This is a genomic window from Colwellia sp. BRX10-9, from assembly GCF_014077405.1.
Taxonomy (GTDB): Bacteria; Pseudomonadota; Gammaproteobacteria; order Enterobacterales; family Alteromonadaceae; genus Colwellia_A.
The window spans coordinates 208,527-231,380 of record NZ_JACGVV010000001.1 but is presented as its reverse complement, the minus strand read 5'-3'; the positions used below and the strand labels follow the sequence as shown (position 1 = coordinate 231,380).

At 39.5% G+C, this 22,854-nt stretch carries 19 protein-coding genes; 8 read left to right on the top strand and 11 right to left on the bottom strand.

Annotation, left to right across the window (positions count from 1 at the left end; genetic code table 11):
- Window positions 1-127: 127 nt before the first annotated feature.
- Window positions 128-1,651, bottom strand: coding sequence for a fumarate hydratase (locus tag H4J69_RS00985; protein WP_182215677.1), 1,524 nt, complete (start codon window positions 1,649-1,651; stop codon window positions 128-130).
- Between the two features lie 169 nt (window positions 1,652-1,820).
- On the opposite strand from H4J69_RS00985, the gene pabB reads away from it, so the two are divergent.
- The 3 genes from pabB to H4J69_RS00970 all read left to right on the top strand — a co-directional run bounded on the left by pabB (window position 1,821) and on the right by H4J69_RS00970 (window position 5,375).
- On the top strand, window positions 1,821-3,242 hold the full coding sequence (pabB, locus tag H4J69_RS00980) for an aminodeoxychorismate synthase component I (protein ID WP_182221565.1): 1,422 nt from the start codon (window positions 1,821-1,823) through the stop codon (window positions 3,240-3,242).
- A 39-nt stretch (window positions 3,243-3,281) separates the two neighbouring features.
- Window positions 3,282-3,851 carry a CoA pyrophosphatase gene (locus H4J69_RS00975; protein ID WP_182215674.1) on the top strand — a complete coding sequence of 190 codons (570 nt, stop codon included), beginning with the start codon at window positions 3,282-3,284 and terminating at the stop codon, window positions 3,849-3,851.
- A gap of 132 nt (window positions 3,852-3,983) precedes the next feature.
- Window positions 3,984-5,375, top strand: coding sequence for an L-serine ammonia-lyase (locus tag H4J69_RS00970; RefSeq protein ID WP_182215672.1), 1,392 nt, complete (start codon window positions 3,984-3,986; stop codon window positions 5,373-5,375).
- 373 nt (window positions 5,376-5,748) lie between these two features.
- On the opposite strand, the gene cysB is transcribed toward H4J69_RS00970, so the two are convergent.
- Window positions 5,749-6,723, bottom strand: coding sequence for an HTH-type transcriptional regulator CysB (cysB, locus tag H4J69_RS00965; RefSeq protein WP_182215670.1), 975 nt, complete (start codon window positions 6,721-6,723; stop codon window positions 5,749-5,751).
- A gap of 326 nt (window positions 6,724-7,049) precedes the next feature.
- Between cysB and H4J69_RS00960 the strand changes: the two genes are divergently transcribed.
- The 4 genes from H4J69_RS00960 (at window position 7,050) to H4J69_RS00945 (ending at window position 10,277) form a co-directional block, all read left to right on the top strand.
- Window positions 7,050-7,817 carry a hypothetical protein gene (locus H4J69_RS00960; protein ID WP_220465241.1) on the top strand — a complete coding sequence of 256 codons (768 nt, stop codon included), beginning with the start codon at window positions 7,050-7,052 and terminating at the stop codon, window positions 7,815-7,817.
- A 73-nt stretch (window positions 7,818-7,890) separates the two neighbouring features.
- The gene (locus H4J69_RS00955) at window positions 7,891-8,274 is read left to right on the top strand and encodes a ribosome recycling factor family protein (protein WP_182215669.1); all 384 of its coding nucleotides are present in this window, start codon (window positions 7,891-7,893) and stop codon (window positions 8,272-8,274) included.
- 78 nt (window positions 8,275-8,352) lie between these two features.
- Window positions 8,353-8,886, top strand: coding sequence for a YaeQ family protein (locus H4J69_RS00950; protein WP_070374034.1), 534 nt, complete (start codon window positions 8,353-8,355; stop codon window positions 8,884-8,886).
- A gap of 32 nt (window positions 8,887-8,918) precedes the next feature.
- Window positions 8,919-10,277, top strand: coding sequence for a M20/M25/M40 family metallo-hydrolase (locus H4J69_RS00945; RefSeq protein ID WP_182215667.1), 1,359 nt, complete (start codon window positions 8,919-8,921; stop codon window positions 10,275-10,277).
- A 107-nt stretch (window positions 10,278-10,384) separates the two neighbouring features.
- On the opposite strand, the gene H4J69_RS00940 is transcribed toward H4J69_RS00945, so the two are convergent.
- Window positions 10,385-10,834, bottom strand: coding sequence for a GNAT family N-acetyltransferase (locus tag H4J69_RS00940; RefSeq protein ID WP_259364748.1), 450 nt, complete (start codon window positions 10,832-10,834; stop codon window positions 10,385-10,387).
- Window positions 10,824-11,720, bottom strand: a complete 897-nt coding sequence (locus H4J69_RS00935) for a DMT family transporter (RefSeq protein WP_182215665.1) — start codon at window positions 11,718-11,720, stop codon at window positions 10,824-10,826. Before H4J69_RS00935 ends, H4J69_RS00940 begins: the two co-directional genes overlap by 11 nt.
- A gap of 203 nt (window positions 11,721-11,923) precedes the next feature.
- Between H4J69_RS00935 and H4J69_RS00930 the strand changes: the two genes are divergently transcribed.
- A complete protein-coding gene (locus H4J69_RS00930; RefSeq protein ID WP_182215663.1) occupies window positions 11,924-12,376 on the top strand; it encodes an isoprenylcysteine carboxylmethyltransferase family protein in 453 nt (150 codons plus the stop codon).
- 111 nt (window positions 12,377-12,487) lie between these two features.
- Here H4J69_RS00930 and H4J69_RS00925 read toward each other — a convergent pair whose 3' ends face one another.
- The 7 genes from H4J69_RS00925 to lpxB form a co-directional block, all read right to left on the bottom strand.
- On the bottom strand, window positions 12,488-13,057 hold the full coding sequence (locus H4J69_RS00925; RefSeq protein WP_070374039.1) for an alkylphosphonate utilization protein: 570 nt from the start codon (window positions 13,055-13,057) through the stop codon (window positions 12,488-12,490).
- 316 nt (window positions 13,058-13,373) lie between these two features.
- Window positions 13,374-14,612, bottom strand: a complete 1,239-nt coding sequence (sstT, locus tag H4J69_RS00920; protein ID WP_182215661.1) for a serine/threonine transporter SstT — start codon at window positions 14,610-14,612, stop codon at window positions 13,374-13,376.
- Between the two features lie 108 nt (window positions 14,613-14,720).
- Window positions 14,721-16,091, bottom strand: coding sequence for a tRNA lysidine(34) synthetase TilS (gene tilS / locus H4J69_RS00915; RefSeq protein ID WP_182221570.1), 1,371 nt, complete (start codon window positions 16,089-16,091; stop codon window positions 14,721-14,723).
- A gap of 133 nt (window positions 16,092-16,224) precedes the next feature.
- Window positions 16,225-17,181 (bottom strand): acetyl-CoA carboxylase carboxyl transferase subunit alpha, encoded by a 957-nt coding sequence (gene accA, locus H4J69_RS00910; RefSeq protein ID WP_070374042.1) that lies wholly within the window; start codon window positions 17,179-17,181, stop codon window positions 16,225-16,227.
- Between the two features lie 171 nt (window positions 17,182-17,352).
- Window positions 17,353-20,910: a DNA polymerase III subunit alpha gene (dnaE, locus tag H4J69_RS00905; protein ID WP_182215657.1), complete on the bottom strand. Its 3,558-nt coding sequence runs from the start codon at window positions 20,908-20,910 to the stop codon at window positions 17,353-17,355.
- Window positions 20,910-21,635, bottom strand: a complete 726-nt coding sequence (gene rnhB / locus H4J69_RS00900; RefSeq protein ID WP_182215656.1) for a ribonuclease HII — start codon at window positions 21,633-21,635, stop codon at window positions 20,910-20,912. The genes dnaE and rnhB overlap by 1 nt, the downstream gene beginning before the upstream one ends.
- The gene (gene lpxB, locus H4J69_RS00895; RefSeq protein WP_182215654.1) at window positions 21,632-22,834 is read right to left on the bottom strand and encodes a lipid-A-disaccharide synthase; all 1,203 of its coding nucleotides are present in this window, start codon (window positions 22,832-22,834) and stop codon (window positions 21,632-21,634) included. The genes rnhB and lpxB overlap by 4 nt, the downstream gene beginning before the upstream one ends.
- Window positions 22,835-22,854: the final 20 nt, after the last annotated feature.

Sequence of the window (22,854 nt, the reverse complement as noted above, 5' to 3'; positions counted from 1 at the left end):
TTAATGTTTTCAAAACTTAATTTTATTAATGTTCTTTTAGTATAGACAAAATTTTCAACTTATTATCGTCAATAAAAAAGCGCCCTAAGGCGCTTGTTTTAAAATTATTTGCTTACACAAGCATCAATTAATTTTTTGATTTGGCATCTTGCACTTCAATCTTAGCTTTCCAAATAGCAGGACCCGTGACATGAGCCGACTCTCCTTGGCTATCAACAGCTACAGTGACTGGCATATCTTCAACTTCGAATTCGTAAATAGCTTCCATCCCCATATCTTCAAAAGCAACAACTCTTGCTTTTTTAATAGCTTTTGATACTAAGTATGCAGCACCACCGACGGCCATTAGATAAACTGACTTATGGTTTTTGATGGTTTCAACGGTCTCGGCACCACGTTCAGCCTTGCCGATAGTGCCAAGTAACCCTGTTTCAGAGAGCATCATTTCTGTAAATTTATCCATGCGTGTTGCTGTCGTTGGGCCAGCTGGGCCAACTGCTTCATCGCCAATAGCATCGACAGGACCTACGTAGTAAATAAACTTGTCAGTAAAGTCTACTGGTAACTTTTCGCCCTTGGCTAGCATATCTTGAATACGTTTATGAGCAGCATCACGTCCGGTTAAGATAGTCCCGCTCAATAATACAGTTTCACCGGTTTTCCAGCTACTGATATCAGATTTTTTCAAGGTATCAACATTAACACGACGTACGTTTTCACCGACTTCCCAAGTTATTTCTGGCCAATCTTCTAATTTTGGTGGTGTTAAGTTAGCCGGACCAGAACCATCTAAGTGAAAATGAACATGACGCGTTGCCGCACAATTGGGTATCATCACCACAGGTTTTGATGCAGCGTGGGTTGGTGCTGACATAATTTTAATGTCTACAACCGTCGTTAAACCGCCAAGACCTTGTGCGCCAATACCTAATTTATTAACACGCTCGAAAATTTCTAGACGCAGCTTTTCTTCGGCTGTTTCAGCACCACGGTCAATAAGGTCTTGAATATCTACCGGTTCCATTAAACTTTCTTTGGCAAGTACCCCTGCTTTTTCTGCTGTTCCGCCGATACCTATGCCTAACATTCCCGGTGGACACCAACCTGCGCCCATTGATGGTAGTGTTTTAACTACCCAGTCAGCGATTGAATCACTAGGATTTAACATCACCATTTTAGATTTGTTTTCACTACCACCGCCTTTCGCTGCGATCATGATATCGACGCCACCACCGGCAACCATATCGATATGAACAACAGATGGTGTATTATCTTTAGTATTAATACGCGCGCCAGCGGGGTCTTTTACAATAGAAGCGCGCAATGGGTTGTCTGGATTTAAGTAAGCTCTGCGAGTACCTTCATCAACCATTTGCTGAACTGTTAAGTCAGTTTTGTCCCACTGAACATCCATACCCACTTTAACAAAGCAAGTCACTATGCCGGTATCTTGACAAATAGGACGCTGGCCATGGGCTGACATTCTAGAATTAATTAAGATCTGAGCAATAGCGTCTTTAGCTGCGCTACTTTCTTCTTTATGATAGGCTTTTTCAAGCGCTTGAATAAAGTCTAAAGGGTGATAATAAGAAATGTACTGTAATGCATCGGCAATACTTTCAATTAAATCTTGTTGTTTAATGATAGTCATGAGGGTCTCTTTTTATGCAGATCGACAGATGTAGTTCAACGGCATTTACTTACTTACCTGAAATTATAGATAAACTAGGGAAGCTGAAAATGGTTGAAAGTTATAAATTTGCAGATATCATACCCTTCTTGTTAACGAGCTTCCACAATATTATCGAGTAAAACCTGTCATGTTCACTATTTCTGCCCAGCATTTTACTGTAGAAAAATCTATCGATGTAAAAGCTTTATTTTCAGCTTTTAGTCATCAACCTTGGGCGATGTGGCTTGACTCTTGTGGTGAACAACAGTCACCTGCCCACGTTGATAGCAACTTTGATATTCTGGTTTGGCAACCCGAAATTACGCTAACTACTCGCGGCGATCAAACTGAAGTACGCTGGTTAAAAGAAGACAAAAAGCAAATCAGTCATCAAAATCCATTAACGCTGTTAAAAGAAATTCAACAACAATGCTTCAACAACATAACCGTTGCCACCAGCCACTTACCTTTTAATGGCGGCAGTGTCGGTTACTTTTCTTACGATTTAGGCAGACGTTTTGAGAACTTGCCTCATCAAACAACGCAAGATATAGATTTAGCCGACATGTCGATAGGGCTTTATTTTCAGGCATTAATATTTGATCACCAAGCTCAACAGTTTTGGTTGGTTTGCCCACAACCACAACGAGAAAGCCTAACAAAAGCAATAAATCAGCAGTTAGCTTTGATAAAGAAAGCCACACAAGTAAAAGAAAAGTTTTCATTAATGACCGACTGGCAGTCGAATATGAGTAAAGCGCGTTATGATGAAAAATTTAAGCGCATACAAGACTACTTATTGTCTGGAGATTGCTACCAAATTAATTTAGCACAACGCTTTAGTGCTCAGTATCAAGGTGATGAATTCGAAGCTTATTGCGCGTTACGTGATAAAAATAAAGCACCGTTTTCTGCTTTTTTACGTTTTGAAAAAGCCAGTATTCTCAGTATTTCTCCTGAACGATTTTTACAAAAATCAGGCCGTAAAGTACAAAGTAAGCCGATAAAAGGCACTAAACCACGAAGTGATGATGCCGTCATAGACCAACAAAACTCAGTTGATTTACAGCACTCAGAAAAAGACCGTGCCGAAAACTTAATGATTGTTGATTTACTGAGAAATGATATCAGTAAAGTCTGTATTGCTGGCTCGGTAAAAGTTCCTAAGTTGTTTAATATTGAAAGTTTTCCTGCCGTTCATCACTTAGTCAGCACCGTTGAAGGTGAGTTAGCACAACCTTATCAAGCGACTGATTTATTAGCGGCTTCATTTCCTGGCGGTTCAATTACTGGCGCTCCAAAAATAAGAGCCATGGAAATAATTGATGAATTAGAGCCTCATCAGCGAAGTATTTATTGTGGTTCTATTGGTTATATTTCTGCTTGTGGCAATATGGACACTAGCATTACTATACGTACCCTACTGTGCGAAAAAAATAACGCGACCAAAGCGAGTATCATTTATTGCTGGGCCGGTGGTGGCGTAGTAGCTGATTCAAAAGTTGACGCTGAATATCAAGAAACCTTTGATAAAGTAAACAAAATATTACCTGTGTTATCAGCGCTTTAACTTATTGTAGTTTTGGCTTTCGCCATTGATGGATTTATAATGAACAAGCATGATTTTTTACAAAACTTTCAATTTTCAACACTTGATGTTTCCCTCCATCAATACCAGCACCTTGGCGCACTAAAACCTGCAGCCGTGTTAATCGCGCTAATAGAAGAGAATAAACAACTCTCTGTTGTGTTAACAAAACGTGCTAGTCATTTAAAACATCATCCTGGGCAAATCAGTTTTCCCGGTGGAAAAATGGAAGACTTTGATACAAGCTTTATTAGCACCGCCATAAGAGAAGCTGAAGAAGAGATTGGTTTAAATAGTAACAACATTAATATTGTTGGCCAATTACTTCCTTATGAAACAATCAGTGGTTATGTGGTTACGCCCATCATTGCTTTTATTGATAAAAAACAAAATTATGTGATCGATAAAAATGAAGTTGCTGAAATATTTCAGGTGCCATTACAACATTTTCTAGATTTTAATAATCACTACATGGTGACCATTGAGCGTCATCGCAAACCCTTTTCAATTCACTTTATGCCTTTCGAGCACCATAATATATGGGGCGCAACCGCGGTAATGCTGAAAGATTTGGCAATTCAATTATCTTGAACCTTTAAGTTTTTAGTTAATATCAACTATAATTAAACTATTATTGTTTTTCATGATGGTAGCTTTCAGTTACAATTACCGAAGATAATTCCATCTTTTGATAATTTTATCAAAATAAATTCAGGTTTTAGTATGATTAGTGTATTTGATATGTTTTCTATTGGCATTGGCCCGTCAAGTTCTCACACTGTAGGTCCAATGAAAGCAGCGAAATTGTTTGTTGAACAACTTAAAGATGAGCATAAATTAACCCAAACAACACGGGTGAAATGTGAACTTTTTGGTTCGTTAGGGCAAACAGGTATTGGCCATGGTACCGGCAAAGCGGTAATTTTAGGTCTGTCTGGCGAAAATCCAGATACGATTGCCGTCGACGCTATTGATTCAATTCTAGAAGCCGTAGTGGCTAGCCAAAAAATTTCGCTTAATGGCGAGCACTTAGTATCATTCCCTAAAAATGATGCAATTATTTATCATCGCCGTAAAACGTTACCTGCTCATTCAAATGCCATGACTATTTTTGCCTTTGAAGATATCCCAGGAAAAGAAAGTACGTTATTACTAGAGCAAACATATTATTCAATCGGTGGCGGCTTTATTGTTAACGCCCGCGACTTTGAAAAAGAAAAAGATAAAGCATTATCTCTGCACAACAATATCAAACGTCCTCATTATTTCTCATCAGCGACTGAGCTTATCAACGAAGCTAATGAGAAAAATCTCAGGATCAGTACCATCATGATGAATAATGAGAAGTGCTTAGCCGATGAAGCCACGGTTAGGGCTAAACTAGTTAATATCTGGCAAGCAATGAAAGATTGTGTTGACCGTGGTATTAAAACAGAAGGTATTTTACCCGGTGGCTTAAAAGTTGCGCGCAGAGCCCCTGCCCTTTATAAAGCATTATCAGTTGAAAATAACAACGATCCGCTTATAGCGATGGACTGGGTTAACTTATTTGCTCTTGCAGTTAATGAAGAAAATGCCGCAGGTAGTCGTGTTGTAACGGCGCCAACCAATGGTGCAGCCGGTATTATACCTGCCGTATTATGCTACTACGATAAGTTTGTTAGACCTGTTGATGAAGATACCTGTGTACGCTATTTATTAACTGCCGCAGCCATTGGTATTTTATATAAAACTAACGCGTCAATTTCTGGTGCTGAAGTGGGCTGTCAAGGTGAGGTTGGCGTAGCTTGTTCTATGGCAGCTGGCGCATTAACTGAAATTATGGGTGGTTCGCCAAGTAAAGTAGAAAACGCGGCAGAAATCGGTATGGAGCACAATTTAGGATTAACCTGTGACCCTGTTGGTGGCTTAGTTCAAGTTCCTTGTATCGAACGTAACGCTATGGGCTCGGTAAAAGCGATCAACGCATCGCGTTTAGCTTTACGCGGCACCGGTAATCAAAAAGTCCCGCTGGATAAAGTGATTAAAACCATGTGGGAAACCGGCAACGATATGAAAACCAAATATAAAGAAACTTCTCGTGGCGGCTTAGCGGTCAACATTACTGAATGTTAAGACGTTTTTAATCCCAAAGCTGCAACGGACAAAGGGTTAATGGCTGAACATTTGTCGTTCCTTGCTATCGCCGTGCAGCGAAACACTTATGCTTTGAAATACAGGATGTCTGAGAAAGGCCATCCTGAACATTCGTCGTTCCTTGCCATACTTTACATAATTGCCACCACGACATACCCTTCATCCTGAACATTCGTCGTTCCTTGCCATACTTTACATAATTGCCACCACGACATACCCTTCATCCTGAACATTCGTCGTTCCTTGCCATACTTTACATAATTGGCATCACGACATACCGTTCATCCTGAACATAAAAAAGCGACTGATATCAGTCGCTTTTATGTGTTTATTGATTTATATCGCAGCTGCTTTAACGAACAGGCAACTTAATATTTGCAAACATCTCATCTATTTCAGCATTATTTTTCAATAAAACAGCTTTAGTGACTAAATCACGATTTAAATGAGGAGCAAAACGCTCAATAAAATCAAACATGTAACCACGTAAGAAAGTACCGCGTCTAAAGCCTATTTTAGTGGTACTTGAATTAAATAAATGACTGGCATCAATAGCCACTAAATCACTATCAATTCTAGGGTCGATAGCCATAGTAGCAATCACACCAACGCCAACACCTAAACGCACATATGTTTTAATTACATCAGCATCGGTGGCAGTAAAAGCAATTTTAGGCTCTACTCCAAGACTATTAAAAGCAATATCAAGCTCTGAACGTCCAGTAAAACCGAACACATAAGTCACTAATGAATACTTGGCTAAGTCTTCAATAGTAATGCCTTGTTTTTTAGCTAAGGGATGATCGGGTCGCACTATTATACTGCGATTCCAGTGATAACAAGGTAACATCACTAAATCGTTATACAAGTGTAATGATTCCGTCGCAATGGCAAAATCTGCGTCACCTTTGCCTGCGGCATCACTAATTTGCGCTGGCGTTCCCTGAGACATTTGCAAAGAAACTTTTGAATACTTTTTCATAAAGCCTTTGATCACTTCAGGCAATGCATATCGCGCTTGGGTATGCGTGGTTGATATACGTAATTTACCTTCATCGGGTTGAGTATGCTCACGCGCAACCGCTTTAATCGCTTCAACTTTAGAGAGAATTTCTGTGGCAATATTAATAACTTCATTGCCTGGGGCAGTAACATGGGTTAAATGTTTGCCACTGCGGCCGAATATTTGAATACCGAGTTCATCTTCTAGCATGCGAACTTGCTTGCTTATGCCCGGTTGAGAGGTGAATAAACTTTCTGCTGTTGCAGAGACATTTAAATTATTGTTGAGTACTTCAACAATATAGCGCAGTTGTTGCAGTTTCATAATTATACTTCAAAATTTTTGATGCTGATTGCTTATGCAAAAAATATATACTTAAATGAAGACTTATTCCATATTAATTTTCATTATTCTGCTTATATGCGAGATTTAATTTAAAAATGTAGGATTATTACAACAAAAACCACGTAACTAAGTTAAAAATGACTTTTATAGGATAAAATGAAGTTTTTTATTCAAAATAAAAAGTTATATAAATAGCCTTCATTAGTATCAGAGATAAAAGGTTGATATAAGGCTATGCTAATGTGTCCATTTTTTGTAGACTGCATAAAAGATATTTCTATTTTAACAGACGAGTAGTTAACATTATGGGCATTATCATTGCTTTAATTATCGCATTAATCATTATAGTTGTGAGTGTTGGCGCAATTCAACAGCACAAAGAAAAACAAGAAAAAGACAAACGCACAAAAGCGGCTAAGCAAAAAGCAATTATAGATGAAAGTGAAGACCTTATTCTTCATCTTGCTAACCTGCCCAGTAATCCTGGCATCGTCAACATTCTTAATCGACGCAGTTTAACCGCAGCAAAAGCGATGAGATCAATTTTACCTGATTCAAAACAAATTAAAGGTAAAGTGAATGAAATTGAGGCAAGGTTGAAGGCGTCACAAGAACTTGCGGCTTCAACTTCAGGACAAGAGGAACCATTCCTTCTCCCTGATAATGAACAACAACTCGTCAGTATTTTGCAATGTATTAAAAAATTACGAGCTACACTTAAGTCAGAGCAAGTAAAAGGAGCTTTAGACGCACAAACATTTACCCATGAAGATAAAAAGCTTGATGCTATGCAACTACAGATTGGTGTTGAAAGCCTGCTAAAACGTGGCAATATGGCTTACCAAAAAGAAATGTTAGGTTCAGCGCGCCAATATTTTGAGAAAGCTTTGCAAACATTGTCCGCTCATCCTTCGCAAACAGAATATACCGTCAGTAAAAAAGCTGAGGTTGAGATCCAACTTGAAGAAATAACCGATGCACTTAAAAGCACTAATGCTAAAGATGCAGCGAAAAAAGCCAAAGATCAAGAAGATGATTTAGACTTATTATTTCAACCGAAGAAAAAATGGTAATCAACTATTATTAGTAAACTGAAACCAGCATTTTGCTGGTTTTTTTATTCTCTGTTAACGTTACTCGCTCCTTATGAAAACATCGCCGAATCATATACCTGTCATTAATCTGCCCTCATTGCTTAGAAAAGTAATAAAAGCTTATGCGTTAAAAGCAGGAATAAGAGCTAGTGGCTGTGAGCTTTATAGAATTGGCCGTTCACGCAATTGGCAGCTCAAAGCTAGCTTTGAACAACTAGAACACGTTGTCGCTTTTATACAAGACTCAGAAGAGCCGAGTTGGCAGTGGCTAGTTAATTACTTAATGAGTCAAAGGCAGGCACTTAGTCACGATGAACTTATGCGTATTGCTAAATTAAAGTCAGACATTACTGTTAACCAATTGATGGCTCGCACTGATTGCACGATTGCTGAAGCCAGAAAAGTCATTGATGAATTAGAGTGGTTGGTCGAATAAAAGCACTTACCTGCTGTATTCCTTGATGTTATACGAGTATTATAAGCTGAATTAGCATTTCTTACTTTACGGATAATCATGGCACTAAAAGCAACAATAAATAAAGCCAGTATACAACTGTCAGATATGGACAGAAATTACTACGACACCCTCAATTTAACCATCGCCCAACATCCTTCAGAAACAGATATTCGTATGATGGTGCGCTTGTTAGCTTTTATTTTAAATGCAAATGAACATTTGCAGTTTGGTAAGGGTGTAAGTGACGAAGAAGAAGCGGCTCTGTGGCAAATTAATTACTCTGAAGTGATTGAGCTATGGATAGAGCTTGGGCAACTGGATGAAAAACGTCTCAAAAAAGCCTGTAATCGTGCCCAAAAAGTGATTCTTTATGCTTATGGCAGCAGTGCTGAAACCTGGTGGAAACAGTCGCAAAACAAATTACGTCTACTCAATAAACTTTCCATTGAGCTCATTAGCCAAGAAACCTGTGATGCATTAGCAAAACTTGCTGGTCGCTCTATGGACTTTCAGTGCAGTATCCAAGATGGCCAATTATGGTTAACTGCCGGTGATGAAACACTGTTAATTGAGACAACAAAATTACAATAATTAATACCAACATGGATAGGGAAATAATAAGCATGAAAAGTCACCTTACTAAAAGCCGCTTAACTTTAGCTCTTTTTACTGGCATTACACTCCTTTCGGCATGCAGTGAGCCTGAATCACCTAAAGCCAAAATTGCTGAAATGTCATCGGAACAAGTTATTAAAGATATTACTTATCTCGCAAGTGACGATTTAAAAGGCCGAGCCAGCTTCTCTGTTGGTATTGACCAAGCGGGTGATTATATTAGCCAAAGGTTTACCGAAATTGGACTAAGCCCAATGGTAGGCAATAAAGATTTCAAACAAACATTTAATGTAACCAGTATTATGCCAACAGCATTAACGGTGACCTTAAATGGTAAGACTATTGCTGACGCTAACTTAGGCATGGCAAGTACTATGGCCACGCTTTCATGGCAGAGCCTTGAAAATGTTAACACCCATATTATTGCTGAAGCGGATGATATGCGCGCGGCCCTTGGTAAAATGAATAATGACGGTGGCCAGCATCTGGTTATTATCCATAGCGCTCACGCTAAAACCTTTGCCGGTTACCGAGGTTACTTTCAACGAGGCTTAACTAAGCTTAACCTTGAGCACCAAGGGGCTATTGTTATGGTTTTAGCCGATGATAATGAAATTACCACGGTAGACGTTAACGCGAGTACTTCGATAACTGAAAAAACCTTAACCAATATTGTTGCGATACTACCGGGTAAAGATAAAAATCCAGCGACAGCAAAAGAAGTGGTTTTATATTCATCACACTATGATCATTTAGGTGTAACGGCTGATGGTAAAGAGGTTTTTAATGGTGCTGATGACGATGCGTCGGGCACCTCTGCTGTTATTAATCTGGCACAACACTATGCCCATCAAGGTGAGAACAAAAGAACCTTAATGTTTAGTGCTTTTACCGCCGAAGAAATTGGTGGCTTTGGCTCTAAATATTTTTCACAACAACTAGATCCTAACAACGTTGTGGCAATGATAAACATTGAGATGATAGGTAAACCTTCAAAGTTTGGCGCTGGTTCAGTTTGGATGACAGGAATGGAGCGTTCAAATTTAGGTGAATTACTTAACGTCAGCTTAGCGGCTAAAAACAGTGAGATTTACCAAGACCCTTACCCTGAACAGGGTTTGTTTTATCGTTCAGACAATGCAACACTTGCCCGTTTAGGTGTTCCAGCTCACAGTTTTAGTAGTACCCAACTTGATAAAGACCAGCATTATCATAAAACGTCTGATGATATTAGCAGCCTAGACTTAGCGTCGATGTATCAGGTTATTGAGTCGTTATCAGTGGCTACGCAAGGACTAGTTGATGGCAGTATTACCCCAACACGTATTGATGTAAACACCGTTCGAGCGAGTGGTAAAATCTACTAAGTTTGACCGTTCATCCTGAACATCGTCACTCCTTGCCATCCATGGCATCGTGACATACCGTTCATCCTGAACATAAGGTCAGTGATTTGTTAATTACTGGCCTTATTTTATTGTAACCAGCACATTTGATACTCAACTTTATTCTGGCCAGTGACAACAAAACCATGGCGTAAATATAAAGAAATAACCGGATTTGCTAACAAAACATTTAATGTTATTGGTAGTTTTAACTCTTTTGCTTTTCTTTTAATTAAGGCTAAAACCTTACCACCAATTCCTTTTCCTTGATGTATAGGTATAATTTGTAGCTGCCTGATGTGTAACTTATCCGCTAAAACTGCTATTTTTATTAAGCCTATCGGGGCATTGTTCATCAAGATAATAGTTGAATCTGCAAAAAATTCATTCACTCGTGCAAGGTGTTGCTGATCAGATAAATCCAAACCTGCGGCAATAAGATGTTCACCCATTGAGGCTTTTCTTAATTGTAATAAATAGCCTATATCACTCTGCTGGGCTTGTCGAAATCCTATGGTTACTTTTTCATCAGTGATCATATTTATTACGATGGTGTTTAATCACTAAATCGCCCCATTGATAAATAGCTAAACCAGCAATGATAGCTAATGCGCCAACGATTAAATTAATATTAATTGTTTCATTATTTAATAGTAACCCCAGTGAAATGGCAATCACTGGGGTGATCATAGTGATCAATGCCACCGTACTCGCTTTTAGGCGTTGTAATATATAGAAATAAGCAATAAAGCCCACTAAAGAGCCAATAACACCAAGATAAACGACACTTAATATTGATTTGTTACTCCATGTTTGATGCGCAATATTGCCATCGAAAATAAGCCAAACTAAGATAAATAAAGGCAGACTTAATAATAGTGAACCTAGGGTTGTTGCCATAGGGTTTATAGCAACTTCAACACTTTTTACCAATACACCACTTAAACTAAAAAATGAAACAGCAATCAATACCGCGATAATGCCAATATATCCATCATCTTTAAGTGATATTTTATCAAAACATACCGTAGCTAAGCCGCAAATAGCGATCGCCAATGCTATTTTTTTTGCTGGTGATAATGCAGACTCAGCCAAAATGCGCTGACTTAGTACCCCAGATAAAATAGGTGCCAAGCCGAACATTAACGACATCAGCCCAGAAGAAATGTAGCCAGCGGCTAAATACGCAAATAACATCCCACCAAAAATACCTATCGCTGAAAAACTATAAAGTTTAAGCGCACTTTTATGCCAAGGAAGCTCAATACGAAAAGCTTTCAGTATTAACCAACCAGGTACAACCGCAATCAGCATCCGCAACAAAACCGCTAAGGTTGGATGAATAGTTTCACTGCTCCACACTATCGCTAGAGGTGTTGTTGACCAGATAAGAATAACGGCAAAATAAGCGATGGGGACTGACATTTCATAAATCCTTTATCGGTACTATATTGAAAATTTAACAGGAAGAAAGCTAAAGAAACATAACGAGTATACAAATGAACAATGGCGATATTATCTGACTACGTCAATAACACCTAAAAATAAACTTATCGAATAGTGTGCTTAATAGCCACTAATACCTGCTAAAATAACAGCCAATAAACTTTTTAAGCTTAAGGTAAATCATGGAGTTAAAAGTAATACCCGTTGTGCAGATATTAATAGCCGTGTTATTAATGATGATTTTTTATAAAATATCACCCGATCTCACCTTGAGCTGGCCGGCTCATGTGCCTGTTGCCCTCGCGCTGTTATTTATCGCGATAGTTGTGGGCCTTTGTGCAATAGTCAGTTTTAAAAAACACAAAACAACTGTTAACCCCACTAAACCAGAAACAAGCTCAACCGTGGTAAGTTCTGGTATATATTCATTTTCAAGAAATCCAATGTATTTAGCCATGCTGATTTCACTGATCTCGCTCGCTTATTACTTACAACATTTAGCATCTTTACCTATTATTTTAATATTTATTGGCTACATGACACGTTTTCAAATAATCCCCGAAGAAAAAATGTTAACAAAAATATTTGGTCAACAATACCGTGATTATCAGCTAAAAGTAAGACGTTGGTTATAAACGATATGAGTAAGACAGTAAAACCGCAATGTTGGGGCTTTACTGACTTACTTTGATGCTTTTTTTGACTTTACATAGCTTTTTAAGGCGATTATAAACAGCAAGTTTTGCTTAAGCTTTTTTCAGATACGCCGAGACTAAAACAATACGTGTACCGTTAACTTTTCCTTCAATATGCTCAGGATTATCCGTTAAGGTAATGCCACGCACCATAGTGCCCTGCTTAGCCGTAAAGTTAGCGCCTTTAACTTTTAAATCTTTAATCAAGGTAACATCGTCGCCGTCTTGTAAATCAGTGCCATTACTGTCTCTTGTTGGCCCCTCTCGCTCAGCAGCGGCAATGCCTTGCTCAGCCCAAGTTTTAACATCATCTTCCATGTAAATCATTTCTAAAGCGTCTTGTGCCCAACTCTCTGCTGACAGTTTATGAAGCAAGCGATACGACATAACTTGCACAGCAGGTTCTTGATTCCACATACTGTCGTTCAAACAACGCCAGTGACTTACATCCATTGCAGTGTCACCATTAATTTGTGCTGTGCATGTAGCACATAGATATACACATTGCTGAGCACTTAAGTCGCTAGTTGGTGGCACAGGAAACACCGCTAATTGTTCAGTTGACGTACATAATTCACAGCTAGCATTACTGCGTGCTTTTAAGGCATTTTCGGTAGGCATAATATTAATTCACTAATTTTTGAAGAAGATTTTTCGCTATTATGCTCCTAATTCAGTGATTTAAAAAGTGCTGATTAAAAACGGGGAATAATTGACCTGAGCCATTATTTAAAGGCTGCACTTTACTTTGGCTAAAACGTGACCATATAGCTTAGTTGCTGAATACTAAAGTGGCGGTATAGCTCTGTTGCTGAATATTAAAGTGAAAGTATAGTTTTGTTACAGGGCTATAAAGTGGCAAAAAAGCTATCCCCTGAATTAGCTTCAGGGTCTAAAATCAACCACCTCTATATGAGGTGGTTAACGAAGACTTCATTTATTCTAGATTTTTAGTGATGTGATGCGAAGCGGCTGCGGTGAAAATAACATCGGTAGAGCTATTTAAGGCTGTTTCGGCAGAGTCTTGAATAACACCAATAATAAAACCTATCGCGACTACTTGCATAGCAATATCACTGTCTATACCGAATAAACCACAGGCTAATGGAATAAGTAACAATGAACCACCTGCAACACCAGAGGCACCACAAGCTGATACTGAGGCGATGACACTCAATAAAATAGCGGTTGCAAAGTCAACTTCAATATTTAAAGTATTGGCCGCAGCCAGCGTTAATACCGTAATGGTGATCGCCGCACCAGCCATATTAATGGTGGCACCTAAAGGAATAGAAACCGAATAGGTATCTTCATGTAAATCAAGTTTTTCACACAGTTCCATGTTAACCGGAATATTTGCTGCAGAGCTACGCGTAAAGAAAGCGGTAATGCCGGATTCTTTTAAGCAAGTAAATACTAGCGGATAAGGGTTTTTACGCGTAATAAAATAAACGATCAGCGGATTAACCACCAAGGCAATAATAACCATAGATCCTAAAAGTAATAGTACTAAGTGTCTAAACTCGCCTAAGGTATCAAAACCTGTGGTCGCAACCGTATTTGCGACTAAGCCCATAATACCTAAAGGTGCAAAACGAATAACCAATTTAACGACACTTGAAATTGCTTCGGCTAAATCATGAACCATGACCTTCGTTGATTCACTGCCTTTTTTCAACGCGAAACCTAAGCCTAAGCCCCACGCTAAAATGCCAATAAAGTTTCCAGTAACAACCGCATTAAACGGATTATCAACAATTTTAAACGCTAAGGTTGATAAGACTTCACCTAGTCCTTGTGGCGGATTAGCACTTGCGCCAATAATATCTAATGTTAACTGTACCGGGAACGCAAAGCTTAGTGCTACAGCAACCAGCGCAGCACTTATTGTGCCGAGTAAATAAAGCCCAACAATCGGTTTTAAGTTAGCATCGCTATTTTGTTTTTGGTTAGCAATAGATGATGCGACTAAAACTAACACCAAAATAGGAGCAACCGCTTTTAGTGCACTAACAAATAAACTGCCGAGTATTGAAAATGACTGTGCAACTTCAGGTAAAACAAGCGCTAAAACAATACCAACAACAAGTGCAATAATGATTTGATTGACGATGTTAATAGCTTTTAGCTTACCAAAAAGTGATGTTTTTTCTACAGAGGTATTTTGTGTTGTCATAGTTTGTCTTATTTTAGTTATTGTTTTTGTTATTAAGATAACGCATCGATGAAAGATTTTTACCACTTATGCACCGACACTGTCTAGTTTATTCGTTACACGGTACCTTTAAAGAGGCAGTTGACCATGCCATGATAGCGTAAATGCTGAGTCACTGTTCTCGGCTAGATAGCGCTGACAAACAAACTGTCCGACTACCGCAACCAACTCATTATCATAAAAGATAAAAGGTAACCTTTTTCTCTGCCATGTTGGTATAGCAAGCTCTTGTAAGACTTTCTTTAATGGTCTTGAATGCTGTCGATATTGTGGCAAACACCTTGGGTTTTCGTGAGAAAAACTAATCGTCACTTTTTGTTGCTCTGCCGGTTTTTTTATCACCGACTGCCAGTCACTGTTTTCTTGTACTTGTGCTGATAAATTCGAAAAACTTAACCAACCTAATTGATCGGGAAGACAAACATCTAACGGTTTATCATCGGCTAACAGCGCTAATGCTAGGTTTTGTTGCCACAGCGACAGGTCCTGATAGATACCCGTTAGATGTAACTCACCTTGATAACGTCTGATGCAACACTCAGCTAATTGCACAACTGGCGACTTATCCGCTTGTGCATTAAGCTGCTGGCATATTTGCATTAGTTGCTTTTGGCTTGGCATTAAAAATCCATGGCAAGATAAAAAATAGCGCAATAGATTTTTAAGACGTGCTTCGCTGAGCTTATTTAAATCAACAACACTCAGCTTATTAGCTGAAGACTGGCAAGCAATTAAATCTTGCTGCGCTAATTCATCGAGTAATTGTTGTGCTTCAAAGCAATGTTCAGCACTGCGTGCAATCGTCTTATTGATGCTTGGCCAACGTTGATTTAACTTAGGTAAAATTTGATGGCGGAGAAAGTTTCTGTCGAAACGCTCATCCGTATTCGATTCGTCTTCTATCCAAACTAAGCCATACTCTTTCGCATAGGCTTCAATATCGGCTCGTGAAATAGTTAATAACGGTCTGACCAGTAATTGCTGCCCCAACATCATTTCACTTTGCATCGCTGAGAGCCCTTTCAAACCTGCGCCTCTTTTTAGGGCGAGTAGAAAAGTTTCAGCCTGATCGTCACTGTGATGACCAGTAACAATTAAATCACCTGCTTTAGCTACTGATTTTAGTGCTTGATAGCGGGCATCGCGCGCAAGCGCTTCTAAGCTTTTTTGGGCAACAGCTTGCACGTTTACTTCAATAATGTCTAACGGCAGGCCAAATAGTTGGCATTGAGCTTTAGCAAAGGCTTGCCATTTAACGGCATTAACACTCAATCCATGATTAACATGACAAACACGAATATCGCTATTAATAGCATGTTGTGTTTTTAAAGCACCAAGGCAATGTAACAGCACTTGAGAGTCGATACCGCCACTGTAGGCAATAAGCAGTGATTTTTGAGGGTGGTTGGAAAAAAAATCTATTAAGGTCTGTTTAATCATAAAATACTTGGTTAATTGACACTGAAAACAAAAAAACTGTAGCCTTAACTTAGAGATAGAATCAGTAAGATAAGACTACAACTTCATCAGCAAAGTATTCAATACTACTTTGCTCGTGTCGATTTATAACAACTTAACAATAACCGAAAGACATTAATCTGTCATAACGTTTTTCAATTAATTCTTCTTTTGACAAGCCTTCTAGTTCGGCAAGATTTGATTTTAATTCTTGCTTTAAGTTAGCCGCCATAATATCCATATCACGATGCGCGCCACCTAATGGCTCTTCAACGATATTATCGATAAGTTCTAATTCTTTAATACGCGTAGCGGTAATACCCATAGCGGCAGCTGCAGTAGGTGCTTTTTCAGCAGTTTTCCACAAGATTGATGCACAACCTTCAGGAGATATTACCGAGTAAGTAGAATATTTCAGCATGTTGACACGGTCACCAACACCAATCGCTAATGCACCACCAGAACCACCTTCACCAATAACCGTACAAACAATCGGCACGGTTAAACGTGACATAACCTTTAAGTTCATCGCTATCGCTTCACTTTGGCCGCGCTCTTCTGCACCTATACCCGGGTAGGCACCAGGAGTGTCAATAAAGGTAATAATGGGCATATTAAAACGTTCAGCCATTTGCATTAAGCGTAAGGCTTTACGGTAACCTTCTGGACGAGGCATACCAAAGTTACGTTTAACTTTTTCTGCTGTTGAACGCCCTTTTTGATGACCAATAATCATCACAGGTTTACCGTCTAAACGCGCAGTACCACCAACAATGGCTCTATCATCCGCATAGTGTCTATCACCGGCAAGCTCATCGAATTCAGTAAAAATGCGTGGTATGTAATCAAGCGTATAAGGACGCTGAGGATGACGTGCCACACGAGCTGTTTGCCAAGGGTCAAGATTTGCAAAAATCTTTTTGGTTAACTCAGCGTTTTTACCGCGTAATTGAGTAATTTGATCTTCAAGGTCAAGATCTAATTCTTGACCGTTATTGACTAATTGTAGCTCTTCAATTTTGGCATCAAGCTCAGCAATAGGCTGCTCGAAATCTAAAAAATTTAATGACATATGATTATTCTTACCTATGTTCTATGCCGTTTTATAACAACAGCATGATTATTCAAATAGAGTACTTAATAATTTTAATTTGATTATTAAGTTGCTAACAAAGCCGTCATCGACCTTGTTATAAATTTTTTATAATGGTTAACAATAAATAACCCTTTAATGCGCCCTAAATTATTTAAACCTTAAAGTAACGTCGCCATCACCTAATAAGGTTCTTAATTCATGTAATAAAGGGTCTGCAGGCGTAACGCGCCATTGTACGCCTAATTCTAGCATAGCTTTTGCTTCATCTCTTTGATAAAACAACCGAACAGGACACGTACCATCCTTATAAGGTGTTAATACCTCGGTAAATTTATCAATAAAACCTGCGCCTGCCTTGTTTTTATTGACATTAATATCTACTGAAGAGACATAGTTTTCACGAGCATCACCAACCGTCATGATATCTCGAGCGGTCATTGTAATGCCTCCGGAGTATTCATCAAAGCTGACCTGTCCGCTACAGACCAAAATAGCATCACTTACCAGCAATTCAGCAAAATTATCATAGTCATCGGGAAAGAGTCTAATGTCCATGCGAGCGCTTTTATCGTCAAGCGTAACTAAGGCCCATCGTCTGCCGCGCTTATTGACCATGACTCTAACACCTAACACTAAACCAACCGCAACCGTGGTTTTGTCTTTACTGGTCGGTTGCAAGCTTACTAACCGTCCAGTCGCATAATGCTTTATTTCACTTAAGAAACGATTAATGGGATGACCGGTTAAATATAAACCTAACGTTTCTTTCTCTGCATTGAGCCAAACTTCTTCAGCCCACATCGGCACATCTTTAAAGGCTTGTCGCGGCTCTGCTGACGCTTCATTAATTAAGCCAAATAAATCATTCTGTCCAACTGCCTGTGCTTTTGCATATTGGTCTGCAGCCTTTATTGCTTCAGGTAATGTTTCAAATAAAACAGCACGATGTGGTACTTCTTTACCGTTGATAATTTTTTTAGGCCCTAAACTGTCCATGGCCCCAGCTTTAACTAATTTTTCTAAAACACGTTTATTAATTTTTTTAAGATCGAGTCGCGCGCAAAAATCAAAAAGATCGGTAAATTCACCGCCGGCTTCGCGTGCGGCAATAATGGCATCAATAGGACCTTCACCTACACCTTTTACTGCGCCAATACCGTAGACAATTTGATCTTGCTCGTTAACGGTAAATTTATATTGACCGGCATTAACATCAGGAGGCAGTAAATCTATCCCCATATTGCCACATTCATCAACTAGGGTAACAATTTTATCGGTGTTATCTATGTCGGCTGACATTACCGCTGCCATAAATGGCGCAGGGTAATGTGTTTTCATCCATAAGGTTTGATAAGAAACCAAGGCGTAAGCCGCTGAGTGCGATTTATTGAAACCATAACCCGCAAATTTCTCCACCAGATCGAAGATCTTCATCGCAAGTTCGCCGTCAACACCTCGGTTGATCGCGCCTTGCTCAAAGCCATCACGCTGTTTGGCCATTTCTTCAGGTTTTTTCTTACCCATAGCGCGGCGAAGCATATCCGCGCCACCTAACGAGTAACCCGCCAATACTTGCGCAATTTGCATAACCTGTTCTTGATATAAAATAATACCGTAAGTCGGTTCAAGAATAGGCTTTAAGTCAATATGTTGCCAAGTAGCATCCGGATAGCTTACTTCTTCACGACCATGCTTACGTTCAATAAAGTTATCAACCATGCCAGACTGCAATGGCCCCGGTCTAAAGAGCGCAACCAAGGCGATAATATCTTCAAAGCAATCAGGTTTTAATTTGGCAATAAGTGATTTCATACCACTAGATTCGAGCTGAAACACTGCCGTCGTCTCAGATCTTAATAACACTTTAAAACTGGCTGGGTCTTCTAAATTAATCCGGGTAATATCAATAGGCGCTTTGCCTTGTTTTAACAATTTTGCATCAGCCATTTCGATGGCCCACTGCAAAATTGTTAACGTGCGAAGTCCCAAGAAATCAAACTTAACTAAACCGGCATCTTCAACATCATTTTTATCGAACTGAGTAACCGGGTTTTTACCCTCTTCGTCACAGTAAAGTGGCGCAAAGTCGGTAATGGTGGTTGGTGATATAACCACACCACCGGCATGTTTACCGGCATTACGTGTTGTGCCTTCTAAAATACGGCACATATCAATTAAATCTTTGACTTCACTGTCTTGTGCGTAAGCTTCTGGCAACTTAGGCTCTTCTTCAAAGGCCTTGGCTAGTGTCATGCCTGGTGTTGGCGGTATAAGCTTAGAGATGCGGTCAACAAAACCATAAGGGTGACCGAGTACTCGACCAACATCTCGGATAACCGCTTTGGCTGCCATGGTGCCAAAGGTAATAATTTGCGACACGGCATCACGGCCATATAGTTCAGCAACGTGATCAATAACTTCATCACGCCTGTCCATACAGAAATCGATATCAAAATCTGGCATGGAGACACGTTCAGGATTCAAAAAACGTTCAAAGAGCAAATCGTATTCAAGGGGATCTAAGTCGGTAATTTTTTGGGCATAAGCAACCAGAGAGCCTGCACCAGAACCACGACCAGGACCAACAGGAATATTATTATCTTTACTCCACTGAATAAATTCCATCACGATTAAAAAATAACCGGGAAAGCCCATATTGTTAACCACTTTAAGTTCAATGGCTAAACGTTCGTCGTAGGGTTTACGCTTTTCAGCAAAATCTGCTGCGTCTTTATCAAATAAGGTCTCTAAGCGGTCTTGTAAACCTTCTTCAGACACTTTAACCAAGTAATCTTCTATCGATAAACCTTCTGTTGGAAAATCAGGGAGAACATACTCTCCAAGCCTAACCGTAACATTACAGCGTTTGGCGATTTCAACCGTATTCTCAATCGCTTCAGGGATGTCTGAAAATAACTCACACATTTCCTCTTCAGTTCGAAGGTACTGCTCTTTAGAATATTTTTTCGGGCGACGTTTATCGTTGAGGGTAAAACCATCATGTATGGCAACACGTATTTCATGGGCATCAAAGCGCTTAGGAGAAATAAACATCACTTCGTTCGTCGCTACCACAGGGAGTGACGCTTTTTCTGCCAGCTCGACTGCCAAATGGATATAGTTTTCTTCGTTTTCTCTGTTGGTTCTGATCAGTTCAAGATAAAAGCAATCAGGAAAGTAGCTTTGGTAGAAATCGACCATTTTATTGACCAGCTCGAAATTTCCCTTAATCAGCGCTTTACCAATATCACCTTCGCGACCCGCCGACAATAAAATCAAACCCGGAGCATAGTCAATTAACCAATGCTTATCGATAACCGCCTTGCCTTGAACATGACCCCGAAGGTAGGCTTTAGAAATGAGTTCAGTGAGATTTTTGTAGCCGACATTATTAGTGGCTAAAACAACAATGCGGGAAAGTTCATTCTCTAATTCATCACTTTTAACCCAGAGATCGCAACCAATAATTGGTTTTATACCCGCGCCGTGAGCAGCATGATAATATTTAACCAGACCACAAAGGTTTGTTTGGTCGGTTAGCGCGATGGCTGGCATCCCTAAAGCTGAGGCTTTGGCGACAATAGGTTTTACTTTATTTAAACCATCACATAATGAATAGTCACTGTGCACTCGCAAATGAATAAATTTTGGTTGAGCTTTGACTGACACTAATTCGGCTGCATCAACTAATACTTGCTCTGACATTAACACTTCACCTGAGAGTCTTCTTGTTTAGTTTTTGTTGGTAAAACACCCTGCATAGCAATAACTTGTGCTACTGGCTTAAAGCTTGCTCGGTAGCAATCAAGTACACCGTGCTCTACTATTTTTTCTAAATGGGCTTTGGTTGGGTAACCTTTATGTTTTGCAAAACCATACTCGGGATGTAATTCATCTAAAGCGAGCATTTCATCATCTCGAACAACTTTTGCAAGAATTGATGCCGCACTTATTTCACTAACCCGATCATCGCCTTTAACCACAGATTGGCTAGCAATGTTGCCGTTCACCTGCATAAAAATAGGGCAACGATTACCATCAACTAAAACATAATCAGGTGTTACTGATAAATCTTGTACTGCTCGCTGCATCGCTAACATAGTGGCATGAAGAATATTTAAGGTGTCTATTTCTTCCGGGCTTGCTCTTCCAACAGCCCAAGCAATAGCTTTTTCTTTGATTTCCACCGCAAGTAACTGACGCTTTTTATCTGATAGTTTTTTTGAATCCATTAAACCTTCAATAGGGTTTTCGGGATCAAGAATAACCGCCGCGGTAACAACGTCACCCACCAAAGGTCCTCGCCCAACCTCATCGACTCCTGCGATACAGTAAGCAATAGGGTATTCAAAAGGTGGGAAAATCTTTTTAGCTTTTGCCACTTTCTTACGGGGGGTTAAACTGGTATCGCTTACCGCTTCATTACTCATTTTGACATTAGATCCATTACAGCTTTCGCCGCTTCTTGACTGGCATTTTGTTTTAAAGCGAGATGAATTTTCATATATTCATCTTCAAGTGACGATTGGTCTTGGTATAAACGTTCTTTAACTAACGGCACAATGTTATCAACGCTGACTTTACCTTGCAGTAATTCAGGTACCAGTGTTTTTTTCGTCAATAAATTAGGTAGTGAAAACCATTCTAATTTTACTAGGCCTTTAAACATGTGATAAGTAAAAGCATTGAACTTATAGCAAATCACCATGGGGCGTTTAACTAACGCAGCTTCCAGTGTTACCGTACCTGAGGCCATGAGTAAACAATCACTGGCAGCCATCACTTGTTGGGTTTTATTAGTAATAATTGTTACCGCTAAATTTGGCGCTATCTTTTCTTTCAATTGGCTAAATTGTTCGGTTCTCTTATCGCTGATCATCGGCACAACAAAATGTAATTGTGGGTCTTGTGCTAAAAGTTGTACCGCAGAAAGTAAGAAAGGCTCGGTTAATCGAGATAACTCACCACCACGACTACCAGGCATAAGCGCAAGTATTTTTTTATCAAGCGGTAAGTTGAGTGCTTGTCTCGCTTCACGCTTATCCGAATGAAATGGAATGTCGTCTGCTAGCGGATGGCCGACAAAAGTACAGGGCACTTCATATTTATCATAGAAATCTTTTTCAAAAGGCAATAACGACAGCACCATATCGGTAGCCGCTTCAATGGTAAAAATACGCTTTTCACGCCAAGCCCAAACAGATGGGCTAACGTAATGAACTGTTTTAATACCCGCTTTCTTTAGTTGTCTTTCTAGCCTTAAATTAAAATCGGGTGCATCGATGCCAATAAACACATCGGGTCTATTATTAATAAACTGCGCGGCTAAACAGTCTTTGACATGAAATAAGCGTTTGAGGCGGCCCAATACTTCAAAAATGCCCATCACGGAAAGCTCTTCCATTTCAAACAAACTTTCGAAACCCAAAGCTTGCATTTTTGGACCACCAATACCGATAAACTTGGCATTAGGATAGACAGATATTAGAGAGCTCATAAGACCAGCGCCGAGCGTATCGCCAGAATGCTCGCCAACAACAAGCCCAAACACGGGCGATTGTTGAGCAGTTGAACTATTTATAATGGGTGATGTTTGGAGAATAGCCTGTTTTTCTACTGTTTTTGTCATTAACCTTTACTCTATACTTT

Coding starts and splice junctions, on each gene's coding strand:
- H4J69_RS00970 (WP_182215672.1), top strand. CDS start 3,984: ATGATTAGTGTATTTGATATGTTTTCTATTGGCATTGGCCCGTCAAGT.
- accA (WP_070374042.1), bottom strand. CDS start 17,181: ATGTCATTAAATTTTTTAGATTTCGAGCAGCCTATTGCTGAGCTTGAT.
- H4J69_RS00940 (WP_259364748.1), bottom strand. CDS start 10,834: ATGATCACTGATGAAAAAGTAACCATAGGATTTCGACAAGCCCAGCAG.
- H4J69_RS00955 (WP_182215669.1), top strand. CDS start 7,891: ATGAAAACATCGCCGAATCATATACCTGTCATTAATCTGCCCTCATTG.
- lpxB (WP_182215654.1), bottom strand. CDS start 22,834: ATGACAAAAACAGTAGAAAAACAGGCTATTCTCCAAACATCACCCATT.
- pabB (WP_182221565.1), top strand. CDS start 1,821: ATGTTCACTATTTCTGCCCAGCATTTTACTGTAGAAAAATCTATCGAT.
- H4J69_RS00925 (WP_070374039.1), bottom strand. CDS start 13,057: ATGCCTACCGAAAATGCCTTAAAAGCACGCAGTAATGCTAGCTGTGAA.
- H4J69_RS00985 (WP_182215677.1), bottom strand. CDS start 1,651: ATGACTATCATTAAACAACAAGATTTAATTGAAAGTATTGCCGATGCA.
- H4J69_RS00935 (WP_182215665.1), bottom strand. CDS start 11,720: ATGTCAGTCCCCATCGCTTATTTTGCCGTTATTCTTATCTGGTCAACA.
- rnhB (WP_182215656.1), bottom strand. CDS start 21,635: ATGAGTAATGAAGCGGTAAGCGATACCAGTTTAACCCCCCGTAAGAAA.
- H4J69_RS00950 (WP_070374034.1), top strand. CDS start 8,353: ATGGCACTAAAAGCAACAATAAATAAAGCCAGTATACAACTGTCAGAT.
- H4J69_RS00945 (WP_182215667.1), top strand. CDS start 8,919: ATGAAAAGTCACCTTACTAAAAGCCGCTTAACTTTAGCTCTTTTTACT.
- tilS (WP_182221570.1), bottom strand. CDS start 16,091: ATGATTAAACAGACCTTAATAGATTTTTTTTCCAACCACCCTCAAAAA.
- H4J69_RS00960 (WP_220465241.1), top strand. CDS start 7,050: ATGGGCATTATCATTGCTTTAATTATCGCATTAATCATTATAGTTGTG.
- H4J69_RS00930 (WP_182215663.1), top strand. CDS start 11,924: ATGGAGTTAAAAGTAATACCCGTTGTGCAGATATTAATAGCCGTGTTA.
- sstT (WP_182215661.1), bottom strand. CDS start 14,612: ATGACAACACAAAATACCTCTGTAGAAAAAACATCACTTTTTGGTAAG.
- dnaE (WP_182215657.1), bottom strand. CDS start 20,910: ATGTCAGAGCAAGTATTAGTTGATGCAGCCGAATTAGTGTCAGTCAAA.
- H4J69_RS00975 (WP_182215674.1), top strand. CDS start 3,282: ATGAACAAGCATGATTTTTTACAAAACTTTCAATTTTCAACACTTGAT.
- cysB (WP_182215670.1), bottom strand. CDS start 6,723: ATGAAACTGCAACAACTGCGCTATATTGTTGAAGTACTCAACAATAAT.